The 16190-nt window shown below is 66.2% G+C and carries 15 protein-coding genes; 4 read left to right on the top strand and 11 right to left on the bottom strand.

Going from position 1 to position 16190, the window contains the following annotated elements; translation table 11 throughout:
- Window positions 1-119 precede the first annotated feature (119 nt).
- The 10 genes from GOQ09_RS08115 to GOQ09_RS08070 all read right to left on the bottom strand — a co-directional run bounded on the left by GOQ09_RS08115 (window position 120) and on the right by GOQ09_RS08070 (window position 9853).
- Window positions 120-977, bottom strand: a complete 858-nt coding sequence (locus GOQ09_RS08115; protein WP_157612974.1) for a substrate-binding domain-containing protein — start codon at window positions 975-977, stop codon at window positions 120-122.
- Entirely contained in the window at window positions 974-1675 is a 702-nt protein-coding gene (locus tag GOQ09_RS08110; RefSeq protein WP_157616621.1) for an ABC transporter ATP-binding protein, read from the bottom strand. The genes GOQ09_RS08115 and GOQ09_RS08110 overlap by 4 nt, the downstream gene beginning before the upstream one ends.
- A gap of 14 nt (window positions 1676-1689) precedes the next feature.
- On the bottom strand, window positions 1690-2448 hold the full coding sequence (locus GOQ09_RS08105) for an ABC transporter permease (RefSeq protein WP_157612973.1): 759 nt from the start codon (window positions 2446-2448) through the stop codon (window positions 1690-1692).
- Between the two features lie 95 nt (window positions 2449-2543).
- Complete coding sequence (locus GOQ09_RS08100) at window positions 2544-4016, bottom strand: M81 family metallopeptidase (RefSeq protein ID WP_157612972.1); 1473 nt, start codon at window positions 4014-4016, stop codon at window positions 2544-2546.
- Entirely contained in the window at window positions 4013-5269 is a 1257-nt protein-coding gene (locus GOQ09_RS08095) for a Zn-dependent hydrolase (protein ID WP_157612971.1), read from the bottom strand. Before GOQ09_RS08095 ends, GOQ09_RS08100 begins: the two co-directional genes overlap by 4 nt.
- 34 nt (window positions 5270-5303) lie before the next feature.
- Window positions 5304-6017: an ABC transporter ATP-binding protein gene (locus GOQ09_RS08090; protein WP_157612970.1), complete on the bottom strand. Its 714-nt coding sequence runs from the start codon at window positions 6015-6017 to the stop codon at window positions 5304-5306.
- Window positions 6014-6787, bottom strand: a complete 774-nt coding sequence (locus GOQ09_RS08085; RefSeq protein ID WP_157612969.1) for an ABC transporter ATP-binding protein — start codon at window positions 6785-6787, stop codon at window positions 6014-6016. Before GOQ09_RS08085 ends, GOQ09_RS08090 begins: the two co-directional genes overlap by 4 nt.
- Entirely contained in the window at window positions 6784-7752 is a 969-nt protein-coding gene (locus GOQ09_RS08080) for a branched-chain amino acid ABC transporter permease (protein WP_157612968.1), read from the bottom strand. The genes GOQ09_RS08085 and GOQ09_RS08080 overlap by 4 nt, the downstream gene beginning before the upstream one ends.
- An 8-nt stretch (window positions 7753-7760) precedes the next feature.
- On the bottom strand, window positions 7761-8621 hold the full coding sequence (locus GOQ09_RS08075; protein ID WP_012746725.1) for a branched-chain amino acid ABC transporter permease: 861 nt from the start codon (window positions 8619-8621) through the stop codon (window positions 7761-7763).
- Window positions 8622-8647: 26 nt separating this feature from the next.
- Window positions 8648-9853 carry an ABC transporter substrate-binding protein gene (locus tag GOQ09_RS08070; protein ID WP_157612967.1) on the bottom strand — a complete coding sequence of 402 codons (1206 nt, stop codon included), beginning with the start codon at window positions 9851-9853 and terminating at the stop codon, window positions 8648-8650.
- Between the two features lie 192 nt (window positions 9854-10045).
- Between GOQ09_RS08070 and GOQ09_RS08065 the strand changes: the two genes are divergently transcribed.
- A complete protein-coding gene (locus GOQ09_RS08065) occupies window positions 10046-10831 on the top strand; it encodes a FadR/GntR family transcriptional regulator (protein ID WP_185868190.1) in 786 nt (261 codons plus the stop codon).
- A gap of 262 nt (window positions 10832-11093) precedes the next feature.
- Here the strand turns inward: GOQ09_RS08065 and GOQ09_RS08060 are convergent, their stop codons facing one another.
- Window positions 11094-12050, bottom strand: coding sequence for a LysR family transcriptional regulator (locus GOQ09_RS08060; protein WP_157612966.1), 957 nt, complete (start codon window positions 12048-12050; stop codon window positions 11094-11096).
- Between the two features lie 108 nt (window positions 12051-12158).
- Here GOQ09_RS08060 and GOQ09_RS08055 point away from each other — a divergent pair, with 108 nt between their 5' ends.
- The 3 genes from GOQ09_RS08055 to GOQ09_RS08045 all read left to right on the top strand — a co-directional run bounded on the left by GOQ09_RS08055 (window position 12159) and on the right by GOQ09_RS08045 (window position 16182).
- Entirely contained in the window at window positions 12159-13514 is a 1356-nt protein-coding gene (locus GOQ09_RS08055; protein ID WP_157612965.1) for an aspartate aminotransferase family protein, read from the top strand.
- 74 nt (window positions 13515-13588) lie between these two features.
- The gene (locus tag GOQ09_RS08050) at window positions 13589-14695 is read left to right on the top strand and encodes a substrate-binding domain-containing protein (protein WP_157612964.1); all 1107 of its coding nucleotides are present in this window, start codon (window positions 13589-13591) and stop codon (window positions 14693-14695) included.
- A gap of 50 nt (window positions 14696-14745) precedes the next feature.
- A complete protein-coding gene (locus tag GOQ09_RS08045; RefSeq protein ID WP_157612963.1) occupies window positions 14746-16182 on the top strand; it encodes an MFS transporter in 1437 nt (478 codons plus the stop codon).
- Window positions 16183-16190: the final 8 nt, after the last annotated feature.

The following is a 16190-nucleotide window of genomic DNA, read 5'->3' as shown; positions in this document are numbered from 1 at the left end:
GAAGATCTCGACCCGCAACATCGCGGGGTGAAGGAATGGTCGCGCCGGGCGCTTCCGGCGTCGATGACCTGGGAGGTCATGGTGGGCACCGCACGCACCGACCGCCGCAGCGGCGCGGTTCAGTTCGCCAGCGCGTTCGGAAAGAACAGCTGCTCGCCGCCGATCTTGTAGGCGGCAATGCTCTGCTGCCCCGCGGGCGAGATCACCCAGTCGACGAACTTCTGCGCGCCCTTGCTGTTGAGCGAAGGGAATTTGGCCGGGCTCACGACCATCACGCCGTACTGGTTGAAGAGCCGCTTGTCGCCCTCGACCAGCACCGCAAGATCGGCGCGGTTCTTGAAGCTGAGCCAGGTGCCGCGGTCGGCCAGCACGTAGCCGCCCGACGATGCCGCGATGTTGAGCGCCGGCCCCATGCCGCAGCCGCATTCCTTGTAGCCCGAGCCCTTGCGGTCGTTGGGTACGGGCTGGCCCGCTTCGGCCACGCCGGCCTGCGTCCAGAGGCGGCGCTCGGCGGCGTCGGTGCCGCTCTTGTCGCCGCGCGAAACAAAAGGCGCGTTGGCCGCGGCAATCTTCTTCAGCGCGGCGGCAATGTCCTTGCCGCTGGCGCCCGCCGGGTCGGCCTTTGGGCCCACGAGCACGAAGTCGTTGTACATCACCGGATAGCGCTTGGCGCTGAAGCCCTCGGCCACGAACTTCTCCTCGGCCGCCGTGTCGTGCACGAACAGCACATCGGCATCGCCGCGCTTGGCCATGTCGATGGCCTGGCCGGTACCCACCGCCACCACCTTGACGTCGATGTCGCTGGCCTTCTTGAAGGCCGGCAACAGATGGGCGAACAGGCCCGACTGCTCGGTGGACGTGGTCGAAGCCATGGTGATGGTCTCGGCTTGCACGGCACCCGCGCCAACGAAGAAAACAGCCACCGCCAGCGAGGCCCGGATGCGCGCATTGCCGCGGCGCTTGAAAAACGGATTCATGCCAACTCTCCTTTGACGAACAGGCGGGCCTCTTCAGGCAGGGGCCCATGGAAAAAATCATGCACAGGCAAATCGGCCAGCACGCGGCCGTGCTCGAGGTAGACCACGCGGCTGGCCAACCGCTTCACCTGTCCCAGGTTGTGGCTCGCAAACACCAGCGTGCGGCCGACCGCGGCTTCGGCAATGAGCATTTCGACCTCGCGCTTGGCAGTGGGGTCGAGGCTGGCGGTGGGCTCGTCGAGCAGCAGCACCGCCGGATGCAGCGCCCAGGCACGTGCCAGCGCCACCCGCTGCTGCTGGCCGCCCGACAAGGCACGGGCATTCCGGCCGGCCAGGTCTTCGAGCCCCACGCGCGCCAGCGCCGGAATGGCGGCGCGGCGCGCATCGCGCCAGCGCGTGCCGCGCAGCCACAATGCCATCGCCACGTTGACGACTACCGAGGCGCGCAGCATGTGGGGGCGCTGGAAAAGCATGGCCTGGTGGCGCCGCGGCGCCGCGCTGGTGAAGCTCCCGGCCGCATGCGGCACCAGCCCATGCAGCAGCCGCAGCAACGTGGTCTTGCCGCTGCCGTTGGCGCCGATGAGCGCCACGCGCTCGCCGGCCGCAATGGTGAGCGTGGCGCCCTGCAGCGCCGCGACGCGCCCCAGGCGAACATCGACGCCGTACAGCGCGAACACGGTGCTGTCGGCGCTCGCCATTTGCGCTTGTTCGTTCACGGGCGCACCTCCGGCCGGCGCCAGGCCGCAAGGCCGCTGCCTTCGCCCCCGCCGCCGTCGACCCGTTCACGCCAGCCGCGAACGGCGGCAATGGCCAGGTTGAGCACCAGCACCACGCCCAGCAGCACGATGCCCAGCGCCAGCGCCAACGGCAGGTCGCCCTTGCTGGTTTCGAGCGCGATGGCGGTGGTCATCACGCGCGTGAAGCCGTCGATGTTGCCGCCCACCACCATCACCGCGCCCACTTCCGAAACGGCGCGGCCGAAGGCCGCGATAAGCACGGTGAGCAGCGCGTAGCGCTCGTCCCACACCAGCAGCAGCGCGCGCACCAGCGGGCCGGCGCCCAGCGAGCGCAGTTGCTCGCCGTGTGCGCGCTCGGCGTCTTCGATGGTCTGACGCGTGAGTGCCGTCACCACCGGCAGCACCAGCACGGTCTGCGCGAGCACCATGGCCTTGAACGAGAAAAGCCAGCCCAGGAACCCGAGCGGCCCGGAGCGCGACAGCAGCAGGTAGATGACCAGCCCGACCACCACCGACGGCAGCGCCAGCAGCGTGTTCAGCACCGTGAGCAGCGCGGCGCGGCCGCGAAAACGCGCCACGCCAAGCCAGGCCCCGAGCAGCAGGCCCAGCCCGCAGGCCAGCGCGCACGCGCTGGCACTGACCGCGAGCGACCGCCCGACAATGGCCAGCAGCACCGGATCGCCCGACACGAGCAGCTGCCAGGCCGCGACGGCGCTCTGTGCAAAGGTGTTCACGGGGTGGGCTTCATGGGTGGAAGCGCCGCAGTATCGGGGTGTACCCCCAATTACCTATGCAATCTTTTGCATAGGTAGGTTGGTACTCCGTCCCATCAGATCGCGTCGAGCGGAAACACGGGCCTGCGCACCTTCGAAAACGGGAACAGGCTGTAGTCCGAACTGGTCACGCCCGGGCTGTCGCACTCGACGAGGGCGGCCGAGATCGGCTCGAACACCGGCCGGCAATACATGCGCGACTTGAGGAGCAGAAACCGCTCCTTGCGAGGGTCGAGCCCCGCGCATTCGAAAACGCCGATATCCCAGGGCTCCTGCGTGCGCTCCGTCACCACGATGCGTGCTGCGCCGATATCGAACAGCACCGTGCGCCCCATGCTGCTGCGCTGGCCTGTGTAGGTGGGGCCAGTGATCACGTATTCGCCGTTGGAGATGGTGCGCACCGTGCCAGTCAGCGCCACAGGCTTCTTCGACAAGCCGATGCCTTCCAAGGACACCTTGTTGCCGAGCTCGACTGTGACTGTCGCGCCCTCGCCCGCCGCAATGAGCTCGGCCACGGCCTCGGGGTCGCACAGCGGACCCACGCCGATGCCGTCGAGCCCCTGCGCCAGCGCTTCCTGCAGCACGTCCATGGTGTCGCAGCTGCCGCCCGACATGCAGTTGTCGCCATGGTCGAGCAGCAGCACCGGACGCGTCGCGCCCTCGGCGATCGTCTTCGCGCGCGCGACCGATTCAGCCAGCGGCTCGCTGCGGTAGATGAATGCTTCGCGCTCTTCCCACATCTGCGCCGCAATGCGGTCGGCGGTGGCCTGCGCACGCTCGGGAGATTGCGCATCGACCGCCACCACGCTCATGCAGGGCGCCTCGATGTCCGACAGCGAGAAGCCGGCAAAGATCGAGACCGCGAGCGATTCCGATTTTTCGGACTCGCGTGCCGCCTCGATGGCCCGCTGCATTGCGCCGGTGAACGATGCGCTGCGCAGTGTGTGCGCCATCAACGGCAGCGGGTGCCACCGCATCGCGGGCTTGCTGCGACCCGCGAGCAGATCGAGCAGCAGCCGGCCGGCATGCTCGCCCGTCTCGTACATGTCGATGTGCGGGTAGGTCTTGAAGCCGACGATCACGTCCGCATTGCCGACCATCGCGGGCGTGACGTTGGCATGCAGGTCGAGCGCCACGCCAATGGGCACGCCGGGTGCCGCAGCGCGCAGACGCACCAGCAGGTCGCCCTCGCCGTCCGCGCTGTTCTGCGCCACCATGGCGCCATGCAGGTCGAGCAGGATCGCATCGCAGCCCGGTGCCGCATCGACGATGCATTGCGTGAGCGTGGTGTAGGCCTCTGCGTCGACCGGACCGCTGGGGTTGGCCGAGGCCGACACCGGCGTGACCAGCGTCGCACCCGCCTGCTCGGCCAGGTCGATGAAGGCCGACATGGCAGTGCGCATGCCCTTGTTGTCCCTGTAGGCCTGCTCGCCGAACGTGGGGCCGTCGGGCCCGAAGGCAGCCAGTGGCGTGGGCACCGGCGAGAAGGTATTGGTCTCGTGGTTGAGCCTTGCAATCAGCACCTTCATTGCGACGCCACTCCGGCGCTTTGCAGCATGGCCTGCAGCAGCACATTGCAGCCGGCCTCGAGATGGTCGGGCTGCGCATCCTCGATCTCGTTGTGGCTGATGCCGTCGAGGCACGGCACGAAGATCATTGCCGTGGGACACACGCGCGCCAGGTACACCGCGTCGTGCCCCGCACCGCTGATCACGTTCATCCAGGTCATGCCCTGCGCCTGCGCCGCCTCTCGAATGGCCGACACCAGCGTGGGCGTGAAGGGCTGCGGCGGAAAGTAGACGACCTGCTCCACCGTGGCCTCGACCTTGGCCTTGGCGGCGATGCGCTGCACGGCCTCCTTCAGCTCGGCGTCCATGGCCGAAAGCACCACGTCGTCCGCTGCGCGCAGGTCGACGCTGAGCTTCACGCGACCCGGAATCACGTTGCGCGAGTTCGGATAGTTGTCGATCCAGCCCACCGTGCCACGCGCATGCGGCGAATGGGCCAGCGCGATGCGGTTGACTTCGATCACGAGCTCGGAAGCCGCGAGCAGTGCGTCCTTGCGCAACTCCATGGGCGTGGGGCCGGCGTGGGCCTCCATGCCCTGCACCACCACGTCGTACCAGCGTTGGCCCAGTGCGCCCTCGACCACGCCGATGACACGTTCATTCGCCTCGAGCACCGGCCCCTGCTCGATGTGCGCCTCGAAATACGCGCCCACCGGCGAAGCGGCGGCCGAGGCCCTCGCCGTGCCTGCATAGCCGATGGAAGCGAGCGCTTCGGCCACGCTGATGCCCTCGGTGTCGCGCTGCGCCAGAGCATGCTCGAGCGTGAAGGCATCCACGAACACACCCGAGCCCATCATCACGGGCACGAAGCGCGAGCCCTCTTCGTTGGTCCACACCGCAATTTCCAGCGGCGCCTCGGTCACCACCTTGGCGTCGTTCAGGCTGCGGATCACCTCCAGCCCGGCCAGCACACCATAGTTGCCGTCGAACTTGCCGCCCGTGGGCTGGGTATCGATGTGGCTGCCCGTAACCACCGGCGGGAGCGTGTTGTCGCGACCAGGGCGGCGCGCGAAGATGTTGCCGATCTGGTCGACACGCACGTCGCAGCCGGCCTCGCGCGCCCAGCGGGTGAAGAGATCCCGGCCCTGCCTGTCGAGGTCGGTCAACGCAATGCGGCAGACGCCGCCTTTTTCGGTCGCGCCGAGCTTCGCCAGGTCCATCAGCGAGCTCCAGAGGCGCTCGCCATTGATGCGGAGTTGGGTTGTTGAGTTCATGGCTTTGCAAAAAAGAAAACGGGGTTCGAAGGCCTCAAGCAAGGCCCACGCCCAGGTAGCGGTCTTTCACATCATGGTCGGCCATGAAGCCGGCGTTGCCGGCCTCGTGCACCACCACGCCCTGCTCCAGGATGTAGTGCCGATCGGCCAGTTGCACGCAGACTTCCAGGTTCTGCTCCACGAGCAGAATGGCCACGCCGGCTGCCTTGATGAGCTTGAGCTGCGCGACGATTTCTTCCACGATGACCGGCGCAAGGCCTTCCACGGGCTCGTCGAGAATCAGCAGGCGCGGGTGGTTCATGAGCGCACGGCCAATTGCCAGCATCTGCTGCTCGCCGCCTGAAAGCTGTCCTCCACCGTTGCGGCGCCGCTCCTTCAGGCGCGGAAAGATCCGGTAGATGTCGTCCAGCTGCCAGGGCGAATCACGCCGCTGACCGAGCAGCAGGTTTTCTTCGACCGTCAGCAGCTTGAAGACGCCGCGGTGCTCGGGCACCAGGCACACGCCGCGCGTGGCAATGCGGTGCGGCGGCATGCCTGCGATGTCCGCCCCTTGAAAGCGCACGCGGCCGCTGGTTGGCGTGACCGCACCGGCAATGCTCTTGAGCGTGGTCGACTTGCCCGCGCCGTTGCGGCCGAGCAGCGTGACGAGTTCGGCTTCGCCCACCGTCATCGACACGCCCTGCAGCACGTGGCTCTTGCCGTAGTGCGCGTGCAGCGCCTCGACTTCGAGAATGTTCTTCCCGCTCATGCCTTGCCCCCGGTGATCATGTTCCCCAGGTAGGCCGTGCGCACGCGCGCATCGGCGCGGATGTCGCCCGGCAGCCCTTCGGCCAGCACGCGGCCCAGTTGCATCACGGTCACGGTGTCGGAAATGTCCATCACGATGTTCATGTTGTGCTCGATCAGCACCACGGTGTGCGCATCGCGCAGGCCGCGGATCAGCCGCTTCATGTCGTCGAGGTCGTCGATGCCCATGCCCGAAGTCGGCTCGTCCAGGAAGATGGCCTTGGGTTTGGCAGCCAGCGCCATGCCTACTTCGAGGCGGCGCTGCTGGCCATGCGACAACTCGCTGGCGGGCACATCGGCCAGCCGCTCCAGGCCCACGCGTGCCAGCACCTCGGCCACGGTTTCCGCGCAGGCGCGTTCGCCGACCGGCGCGCGCCAGCAGTTCATGGCCTGTCGCGGCGCAATGCCCTGCGCCGCCACGCGCAGGTTCTCGCGAACCGGCAAGCTCGCGAACAGGCTGGTCACCTGAAAAGAGCGCGCCATGCCACGCTGCACGCGCTTGTGATCGGGCTCGCGCGTCACGTCGTGCCCGTCGAACAAAATGCGGCCGCCGGTGGTGGTGCCGGTGCCCGTGAGCATGTGGAACAACGTCGTCTTGCCGGCGCCGTTCGGGCCGATGACCGAGTGCACCGTGTTGCGCCTGATCTTCAGGTCGACCCCGCCGAGCGCGGCAAACTTGCCGTAGTGCTTGGTAACGCCAATGGCTTCGATGAGTACCGGTTCTTCGCTCATGCCTTTTCTCCCTGCGCGGCTGTCGCCTGCGGTGCGTTCTTGGCGGCCGGATCCTTGCGGAACACGCGGCGCCATACGCTCTCGCCCAGCCCCCACAGCCCGCGCTGCATGCCAATGCTCACGCCGATCAGCAAGAGCCCCAGCAACAGCAGCCATCGCGGCCACAGCGTGGAAAGCCAGTCGGCCAGCAGCACATAGAAGGCCGAGCCCAGCACCGAGGCAAAGAGGTTTCCGGTACCGCCGATCACGGTAATGACCAGGATCATTTCGCTCGTGTGGTACTCGGCATTGGACAGCGGCGCAATGCCGGTCATCATCGCGTGCAGGCCGCCTGCCAAGCCCGTGACGGCGCCTGAAATCACGAAGGCCAGCAGCTTGAAGCGCTTGAGGTCGTAGCCCACCGCGGCGGCGCGGTCCTCGTTGTCGCGAATGGCGAGCAGCGTGCGGCCGAACACCGAATCGGTCACGCGCAGCAGCAGGCCGAAGGCGATGAGGAACACCACGGCCACAAAGGCGTAGTACTTCCAGGGCGTGTCCATGAAGGCGGGGCGCGGCACGTCGAGCAGGCCGTTGTCGCCGCCCGTGAGCCCCGAAGCGGTGTACGCCACAAAGTAGAACATCTGCGCAAAGGCCAGCGTCAGCATCACGAAGTAGGTGCCGCGCTGGCGGATGGCCACCCAGCCGACCAGCGCCGCGCCGAGCGCCCCCATGGCGATGGCCGCCAGCAGCGCGAGCGGCATTGGCAGCTGAAGCCGCGTGAGCAGGATGGCGATGGTGTAGCTGCCCAGCCCGAAGAAGATGCCCTGCCCGAAAGAGAGCAGGCCCGTGTAGCCCAGCAGCAGGTTGCAGCCCAGTGCGGCAAGCGCATAGATAAGCACCTCGCTCGCGAGCGAGCCCGAGCGCAGCACCAGCGGAAGGCCCAGCGCAACAATCAGCGCCAGGAGGAAAGTGATTTTTCTTGGCATGGCGATGTTCATCCTCTGCGGCCGAGCAAGCCATGCGGACGCAAGAGCAGCACGGCGCCCATTGCAACGTAGATCATCAGGCTCGCACCCGGCGGCCAGATGGTGCTCATGAGGCTCTGCACGATGCCGATCAAGAGGCCGCCCACCAGCGCGCCGCCGAAGCTGCCGAGCCCGCCGATTACCACCACCACGAACGCGACGCTGAGCGCCTCCACGCCCATGAACGGCTCCGCGCCGCGGATCGGCGCGGCCAGCACGCCCGCCAGCGCCGCGGTAGCTGCGCCCAATGCAAACACCAGGCTGAACACGCGGAACACGTTGATGCCGAGCAGGGACACCATCTCGGTCGATTCGCTGCCCGCGCGCACCGCGCTGCCCAGCCGCGTGCCTTCGAGCACCCACCACAGCAGCACCGCGAGTACGGCGGTGAAGCCGATCACGAACAGCCGGTACTTGGGATAGATGAAGCTGCCCCACATCACCACGCCCTGCAGCAGGTCGGGCGTGGCCACGCTGTTGCCGAGCGGCCCCCAGAACACGATGACGATCTCCTGCACCGCGAGCGCAAGCCCCACGGTCACGAGAATGTGGAACTCGTGCGCCTTGGCATAGACGCGGCGAAGCAGCAGCTTCTCGGCCAGCCAGCCGAGCGCGCCCACGAACAGCGGCACCAGCACCAGCGCAGCCCAGAAGTCGAGGCCCCACTGCATGGCCTGGAAGCACAGGTAGGCGCCCAGCAGATAGAAGGCCCCGTGCGCAAAGTTCACGAAGCGCAACAGGCCGAACACGATGGACAAGCCAACGGCCAGCAGGAAATACAGCATGCCGATGCCGATTCCGTTGATGGTCTGGAGCAGGTAGACGGTCATGGGCGCGCCGGTGTCCTCTTGCGACCTCAGGCCAGCTTGCAGCCGGTCTTGTCGATGGGGAGGAACGACTTGCCCGAACTCACCACGTCCACATAGTCGGCCGCGTTCTTCATCTTCGACTTGGCCTTGCCCTTGAGCAGGTAGTAGTCCTTGACGACCTGGTGGTCGGTCTTGCGGATTTCTTCCGTACCCGTGAGCCCTTCGTACTTCATGCCTTCGAGCGCGGCGATCACGGCCTTCTGGTCCACGGTGCCGGCTTTCACGATGCCGTCGATGAGGATCTTGGTGCAGACATACGAGCCCGCGAGGCTGTAGTTGGGCACGATCTTGAGCTTGTCGGACGTGAGCTTCACCAGCTCCTTGTTGAGCGTCGTCTCCGCGGTGTGCCAGTACTGCGCGCCAAAGTAGACGCCGTCGCACAGATCGGCGCCGAGTTCGTCGAACTGCTCCAGGCCCGAGGCCCAGGCCATGAGGATGGTCATGTTCTTGTGCATGCCAAAGCTCACCGCCTGGCGCAGCGCGGCCGACGATTGCGCACCGAAGTTCAGCAGCAGCAGCACATCGGGCTTGGCCGCCATGGCGTTGGTGAGGTAGCCGCTGAACTCCTTCTCGTTGAGCGAGTGGTAGCTGTTGCCCACGTGCTCGATGCCCTTCTCCTGGAAGATGTTCTTGGCCGCGCCCAAGAGGCCTTCGCCGAACACGTACTGCGGCGTGATGGTGTACCAGCGCTTGGCCTTGGGCATGGATGCGATCAGCGGGCGCACGGTCTGCTCGATGGCGCCGAAGGTGGGCACCGACCAGCGGAAGGTGGCGGGGTTGCAGTCCTTGCCCGTGATCTCGTCGGCGCCCGCGGTGGTGATGAAGACGCCACCGGCCTTCTCGGCCTCCTTGCCCATGGCCAGCGCTTCGGACGACAGGATGCCGCCTGCGAAGAACTTGGCGCCTTGCTGCTGCGAGGCTTCCTGCACCTTGCGAACGGCGGTGGCCGGCTTGCCTTCGGTGTCGAGCACGGTGTAGGCCAGCGGGCGCTTGAGCACGCTGCCGTATTGCTCGATGGCCAGCTTCATGCCGAGGTCGGCGAACTTGCCGTTGGCCGCAAAGGCGCCCGACATGGGAACCGGGCAGCCGAAGCGGATGGCCTCGGCCGATTGCGCAAAGGCGGCGCGGCCGGCCAGGAGCGAGGCGGGAGCAGCCGACAGGGCTGCGAGCTGAAGAAGGTGTCTGCGTTGCATGGAATTCTCCGGACGTGGTTTGGGGAGGTAAGAGAAAGGTGCGGCCTCAGGTCGGCTGCAAATTTAAGCGGATAAATAGGATTAATATGCTGGTAAAAACCCGCTAGCAATGGTCGTGCCAAAATTCGGAGAAGGTCCGGGCCCGATACCTGCTCCAGATGCCTCATCACTCTCGAAAATGACTCGCTACGCATGAAATCGACGCAGGACGCCATGGCATTCGGGCAGAACCGCCCCAAGCGGCAGAAGCTCTCCGACGTCATCGTCGAGGACGTCAAGCGCTGGATCGTTGCCGAGCGCAAGCAGCCGGGCGATCGGCTGCCGAATGAGAAGGAGCTGATCGAGCTCTTCGGCTACTCGAAGAGCACGGTGCGCGAAGCTTTGAAGGCGCTGGAAGTTCGCGGGCTGATTTCCATCCGCACGGGGCCGGGTGGCGGGGCCTATCTGCAGCAGGTGTCGGTCGACCATGCGTCGGAGCCGCTACGCAACTTTCTGCACTTTCATCACCTGGACGGCCACCACATCTACCAACTGCGCAAGGTGCTGGAGCCCGAGTTGGCGGTGAGCGTGATCGGCAAACTCACGCCCGAACATTTCGAACGGCTGGAAGCGAATGTGCGCCTTTGCACGCTGGAGCCCACGAACGAAGACGAACTGCGCACGCAGCGCGAGGCCGAGCTCGCGTTTCACACAATGCTGGCGGAGGCCTGCCCCAATCCGGTGCTGTCATTCATGTGCCGCTTCCTGAATGACTTGCTGCGCGACCTAGTGGTCTACAAGAAGGCGCTCGACCATCACCACTTTGGCGAGGCCAATGTCGACTACCACACGCAGTTGCTGTCGGCCTACCGCCGGGAAGATGCGGATGAGGTGCGCCGGCTGATGGCCGAGCACATGGTCGATGCCGAGGCGCACATGCATGAGATGGAGGCGCATATCGGGGCGAAGCATCTGTTGCTGCCTAGTGGGCAGCGTTGATTCCGGGCGCGTGCAAAGGCCACCGGGTACTCCCCTCCGCGAATGTCCCCCGGGGCTGCGCCCCTCCTCCTTTATTTCGCTGCGCGGAGCACCCGATGCCCTTTGCACCTGGGCACGCTGCTGGTGTTCCGCTGATCAACGACCGCTCCGCATAACGCACCCGCTGGCGGGGTGCCTTGCGCAGCGAAATAAAGGAGGAGGCCGCAGGCCGGGGGACATTCGCGGAGAAAGGTACCCCGTCGGCGGGTGCGCCGCCCCGAATTCAGGCGTGCGCCTTCTCCAGACACGCTTGAAACGCCAACACAGCCCGCGACGGCTTGGGCGACCGCCGCAGCAAACTCACGAACCGGCACGCGTAGTTGAACCGTGCCGGCAGTACAGGCTTCATGAGCCCCCGCTCCTCGAACACCTGCGCATAGTGGTCGGGCAGAAAACCCAGGAATCGCCCCGAAAGAATCAGCGTCGCAATCGCCTCCTGGTCGAAGCCCGTCGCCTTGCGCGAGAGCTTGGCCCGGTGGCTCAGTTCCATATTGGGCGAGTGATAGCCCAGTCCCGCGAAGTGGTGCTCCCGCAGCTTGGCCCATGTGAGCTTTGCGTTGTCGCTGTCGAAGAGTGGGTGCCCCTTGCCGCAGTAAAGCAGCATCGTCTCATCGAACAAATCCGCGTACACCAGGCTCTTCGACGCACGGTGCGCCGGGATGATGCCGATCTGGAAATTGCCCTCCAGCACGCCCTGCTCAATGGCGTTGATCGAACCTACATGCACCGCCAGGTTCACTTCGGGCGCGATCTCGGTGAAGCGGGCAATGGCCTCGCCGATGCGCGTCTTCGGGTTGGTGGCAGTCTTGTCGAACAGCGCCACCTCCAACTGCCCGCCCATGCGGTTGTGAATGTCGTCGATGCTGCCGCGAAAGGCATCCACCGAGGCCAGCAGTCGCAGCGTTTCGTCGTACACCCGCTGCCCCTCGGCTGTGAGGGCAAAGCCGGCCCGTCCGCGCCGGCACAGCACCAGGCCGAGCCGCGTCTCCAGGTCTTTCACATGCCGGCTCACGGTGGAGGTGCCGATGTTCAACTCCAGCTCCGCTGCCGCCATGCCGCCGCAATCGACCACGCTCTTGAACACCTTGAGCAGGCGCAGGTCCATGTCGCTGAGCTGCCCCAGAACGGCCCGGTTGCGCGTGCCCTGCGCACTGTTTTGGGCTTTGGCTTTTACTTGCATGAAACGTCAAGTGAACATTGATATTGCGCCATTCTCCACACTGAAGCCCTTGCCAACAATCGGCACACCTCATCACCCTTCTGGAGCCCGCGTTGCGCGGGAAGCGCCATGACCCTTGCAACACCCGCCATCGAACCGATGCCCGCCCTGCGTACCGACGCCGCATGGCTCGACGCGCACTGGATGCCCTACACCGGCAACCGCAACTTCAAGGCCGATCCGCGCATGATCGTGGAAGCCAAGGGCGCCTACTTCACCGATGGCGACGGTCGCAAGATCTTCGACGGCCTTTCGGGCTTGTGGTGCTCGGGCCTTGGCCATGGCCGGCCGGAGATCACCGAGGCCGTGAGCCGCCAGATCGCCAAGCTCGACTATTCGCCCGCCTTCCAGTTCGGCCACCCGCTCTCTTTCGAGCTGGCCAACAAGATCAAGGAACTGACGCCCGCGGGCCTGGACTACGTGTTCTTCACCGGTTCGGGCTCCGAAGCCGCCGACACCTCGCTGAAGATGGCGCGCGCCTACTGGCGCACCAAGGGCCTTGCCAGCAAGACGCGCCTGATCGGCCGCGAAAAGGGCTACCACGGCGTCAACTTCGGTGGCATTTCGGTGGGCGGCATTGCAGCCAACCGCAAGCTTTTCGGCCAGGGCGTGGAAGCCGACCACCTGCCCCACACGCAGATTGCGGCTAACGCCTTCACGCGCGGCATGGCCGAGAATGGCGCCGAGCTGGCCGACCGCCTGCTCGACCTGATTGCATTGCACGATGCATCGAACATCGCGGCGGTGATCGTCGAGCCGTTTGCGGGTTCGGCCGGCGTGGTGATTCCGCCCAAGGGCTACCTGAAGCGGCTGCGCGACATCTGCACCGCGAACAACATCCTGCTGATCTTCGATGAAGTGATCACCGGTTTCGGCCGCTGCGGCGCGCTCACGGGCGCCGAGGCCTTCGGCGTGACGCCCGACATCATGAACATTGCCAAGCAGGTGACCAACGGCGCGCAGCCGATGGGCGCGGTGGTTGCCAGCAAGGACATCTACGACACCTTCATGGCAGCCGGCGGGCCGGACTACATGCTCGAATTTCCGCACGGCTACACCTACGGCGCGCACCCGGTGGCGTGCGCTGCCGGCATTGCCGCGCTCGACGTGCTGCAGAAGGAAGACATGATCGACCGCGTGAAAACGCTTGCGCCGCATTTCGAGAATGCGGTGCACAGCCTCAAGGGCAGCAAGCACGTCACCGACATCCGCAACTACGGCCTGGCTGCGGGCATCACCATCGCTGCCTTGCCGGGCGAGCCGGCGCGCCGTCCGTACGAGATTGCGATGAACTGCTGGAAGAAGGGCTTCTACGTGCGCTACGGCGGCGACACGATCCAGCTCGCGCCGCCCTTCATTGCCGAGAAAGCCGAGATCGACCGCCTGGTCAACGCATTGGCCGACGCACTGGCCGAAACGAACTAGCGCACGGCGGCGGCGGTTGGCGATGGGCGGCTCTGCATAATGAGCCCGCCTTCATTTCCCTCCCGCCAGCCCCCGTGCAACAGATCGACCTTTCCTACGCGATCCGTCCCCGCCGCAGCGGTTCGCGGCAGATTCGCAATCCACTGATGCAACTGCTGCAGGCGGTGCGCGAGCATGGCTCCATCTCGGCCGCGGCGCGCGCGCTCGGCTTGTCTTACCGCCATGTGTGGGGTGAGCTCAAGCATTGGGAACAGACGCTCGGGCACGCACTGGTACAGAGCGAGCAGGGCCAACGTGCGCAGCTTTCCGAATTCGGCGACAAGCTGCTGTGGGCCGAGCGCCAGGCGCAGGCGCGGCTGGCGCCGCAGATCGAAGCGCTGCATGCCGAACTCGAGCGTGCCTTCGCCCTCGCCTTCGACGACCGCACCCATGTGCTGAGCCTGCAGGCAAGCCACGACGATGCGCTGGCCCTGCTGCGCACGCATGCGGCGGGCACTGCGCAACTGCACCTGGACATTCACTTCACGGGCAGTGTCGATGCGATACGCGCGCTGAACCAGGGCCGCTGCGTGATGGCGGGCTTTCACACACTGGAGCATCCGCCGCAGGGCTCATTGGCGCAACGCACCTACCAGCCGCTGCTCAAGCCCGGGCAGCACAAGCTCATCGGCTTTGCGCGGCGCACGCAGGGCCTGCTCGTGGCGCCCGGCAATCCGTTGCGACTGCGCTCGCTGGCGGATGTGGCGCGGCTGCGCACACGCTATGTGAACCGCGCCATCGGCACCGGCACGCGCGTGCTGCTCGATGAACTGCTGTCGCAAACGGGCCTCGATGCCGCTGCGCTCATGGGCTACGAACGCTGCGAAACCTCGCATGCCGCCGTGGCGCACGCTGTGGCTTCGGGCCAAGCCGATGCCGGACTCGGGGTTGAATCGGCCGCCCACGCCGAGGGCCTCGGATTCGTGCCGCTGGTGCATGAGCGCTATCACCTGGCCTGCCTGAAGTCGGCACTCGAACAGCCTGCAATGCAGGCGCTGGTCGCGGTGCTGCAGAGTGCAAGCTGGCAGCACCTGCTTGGCACCTTGCCCGGCTACCAAGCCGCAGGCAGCGGCGAAGTGCAGTCGTTGCGCGAGTTGCTCCCGTGGTGGACCTTCCAGCGCGAGAAGGCACACAAGCACTGAAATTGCAGTCGAAGGCCACGCCGGCGGGCCAATAAGTTAAGGTTGTGCCCATGACGGATGCTGTGCACAGCGACATTCCGGCCCGGCTCGACCGCCTCCCATGGTCGCGCTGGCACTGGCGCGTGGTGATTGCCCTCGGCGTGGCCTGGGTGCTCGACGGCCTCGAGGTCACGCTGGTGGGCTCCATAGGCGCCGTGCTCGAGCGGCCCGACACGCTGGGCCTCAGCGCCGCCCAGATCGGCTGGTCGGGTTCGATCTACATTGCCGGCGCGGTCGTCGGCGCCCTGCTCTTCGGCCGGCTGACCGACCGGCTCGGGCGCAAGAAACTGTTTCTCGTCACGCTCGTGGTCTATACGCTGGGCACGCTGGCCACCGCGTTCTCGCCGGACTTTGCCTTCTTTGTGCTCTGCCGCTTCATCACGGGGCTGGGCATCGGCGGCGAATACGCGGCCATCAACTCGGCCATCGACGAGCTCATTCCGGCACGCGTGCGCGGCCGCGTGAACCTTGCCATCAACGGCAGCTTCTGGATTGGCGCAGGGCTCGGGGCCGCGCTCAGCCTGGTGCTGCTCGATGCGCGAGTGATCGGGCCAGTGTGGGGCTGGCGCGCGGGCTTTGCGTTGGGCGCGGTGCTGGCAGTGGCCATCTTGCTGGTGCGGCGCAACGTGCCCGAGAGCCCGCGATGGCTGATGGCGCACGGCCGCGCCGACGAGGCGCTGCGTATCGTCGAGGCCATCGAGGCCGAGGTGCAGGCGCAGCATGGGCGGCTGCCTGCCGCGCAGGGCCGCGTCGCCTACGTTGGGAATCGTCGGAGTCCAACAATGCGCGAAGTGGCGCACGTGCTGTTGCGCCGCTACCGCGAGCGCAGCGTGGTCGCGGTGGCGCTCATGGTGTCGCAGGCCTTCTTCTACAACGCGATCTTCTTCACCTATGCGCTGGTGCTCACGCGCTTTTACGGCGTGGCTGAAGACAACGTGGCGCTGTATATCTTTCCGTTCGCGCTCGGCAACGTGCTGGGGCCGCTGCTGCTGGGACCGCTGTTCGACAGCGTGGGCCGGCGCAAGATGATCGCGCTGACCTATGTGCTGGCCGGCGTCGGGCTCGCGCTCACAGGCTGGGCCTTCATGATGGGCTGGCTCGACGCGCGCAGCCAGGCTCTGTGCTGGTCGGCGGTGTTCTTCCTGGCCTCGGCAGCGGCCAGCTCCGCCTATCTCACGGTCAGCGAAGTGTTCCCGCTCGAGATGCGCGCGATGGCCATCGCCATCTTCTACGCCATCGGCATGGGTGCGGGCGGTTTCGTGGCGCCGGTGCTGTTCGGCGCGCTCATCGAAACCGGGAGCCGGGGCGCCGTGATGGTGGGCTATCTCATCGGCGCCGCGCTGGTCATCGTCGCGGGCCTGCTGGCGCTGCGCTATGCGGCCGATGCGGAGCGCAAGCCGCTGGAGGAAGTGGCGCCGCCGCTGTCGTCAGATGACGGCGGCTGTTGAAGCGACAC

This window comes from Variovorax paradoxus, assembly GCF_009755665.1.
Lineage (GTDB): Bacteria > Pseudomonadota > Gammaproteobacteria > Burkholderiales > Burkholderiaceae_C > Variovorax > Variovorax paradoxus_G.
The sequence above is the reverse complement of the archived record's forward strand: the minus strand, read 5'-3'. Positions and strand labels throughout refer to the sequence as shown.

Bases quoted from the DNA above. Each gene is read 5' to 3' on its own strand.
- GOQ09_RS08045 (WP_157612963.1), top strand. From the start codon at position 14,746: ATGACGGATGCTGTGCACAGCGACATTCCGGCCCGGCTCGACCGCCTC.
- GOQ09_RS08100 (WP_157612972.1), bottom strand. From the start codon at position 4,016: ATGAAGGTGCTGATTGCAAGGCTCAACCACGAGACCAATACCTTCTCG.
- GOQ09_RS08090 (WP_157612970.1), bottom strand. From the start codon at position 6,017: ATGAGCGGGAAGAACATTCTCGAAGTCGAGGCGCTGCACGCGCACTAC.
- GOQ09_RS08115 (WP_157612974.1), bottom strand. From the start codon at position 977: ATGAATCCGTTTTTCAAGCGCCGCGGCAATGCGCGCATCCGGGCCTCG.
- GOQ09_RS08095 (WP_157612971.1), bottom strand. From the start codon at position 5,269: ATGAACTCAACAACCCAACTCCGCATCAATGGCGAGCGCCTCTGGAGC.
- GOQ09_RS08055 (WP_157612965.1), top strand. From the start codon at position 12,159: ATGACCCTTGCAACACCCGCCATCGAACCGATGCCCGCCCTGCGTACC.
- GOQ09_RS08110 (WP_157616621.1), bottom strand. From the start codon at position 1,675: ATGGCGAGCGCCGACAGCACCGTGTTCGCGCTGTACGGCGTCGATGTT.
- GOQ09_RS08060 (WP_157612966.1), bottom strand. From the start codon at position 12,050: ATGCAAGTAAAAGCCAAAGCCCAAAACAGTGCGCAGGGCACGCGCAAC.
- GOQ09_RS08075 (WP_012746725.1), bottom strand. From the start codon at position 8,621: ATGACCGTCTACCTGCTCCAGACCATCAACGGAATCGGCATCGGCATG.
- GOQ09_RS08070 (WP_157612967.1), bottom strand. From the start codon at position 9,853: ATGCAACGCAGACACCTTCTTCAGCTCGCAGCCCTGTCGGCTGCTCCC.
- GOQ09_RS08080 (WP_157612968.1), bottom strand. From the start codon at position 7,752: ATGCCAAGAAAAATCACTTTCCTCCTGGCGCTGATTGTTGCGCTGGGC.
- GOQ09_RS08065 (WP_185868190.1), top strand. From the start codon at position 10,046: ATGAAATCGACGCAGGACGCCATGGCATTCGGGCAGAACCGCCCCAAG.
- GOQ09_RS08085 (WP_157612969.1), bottom strand. From the start codon at position 6,787: ATGAGCGAAGAACCGGTACTCATCGAAGCCATTGGCGTTACCAAGCAC.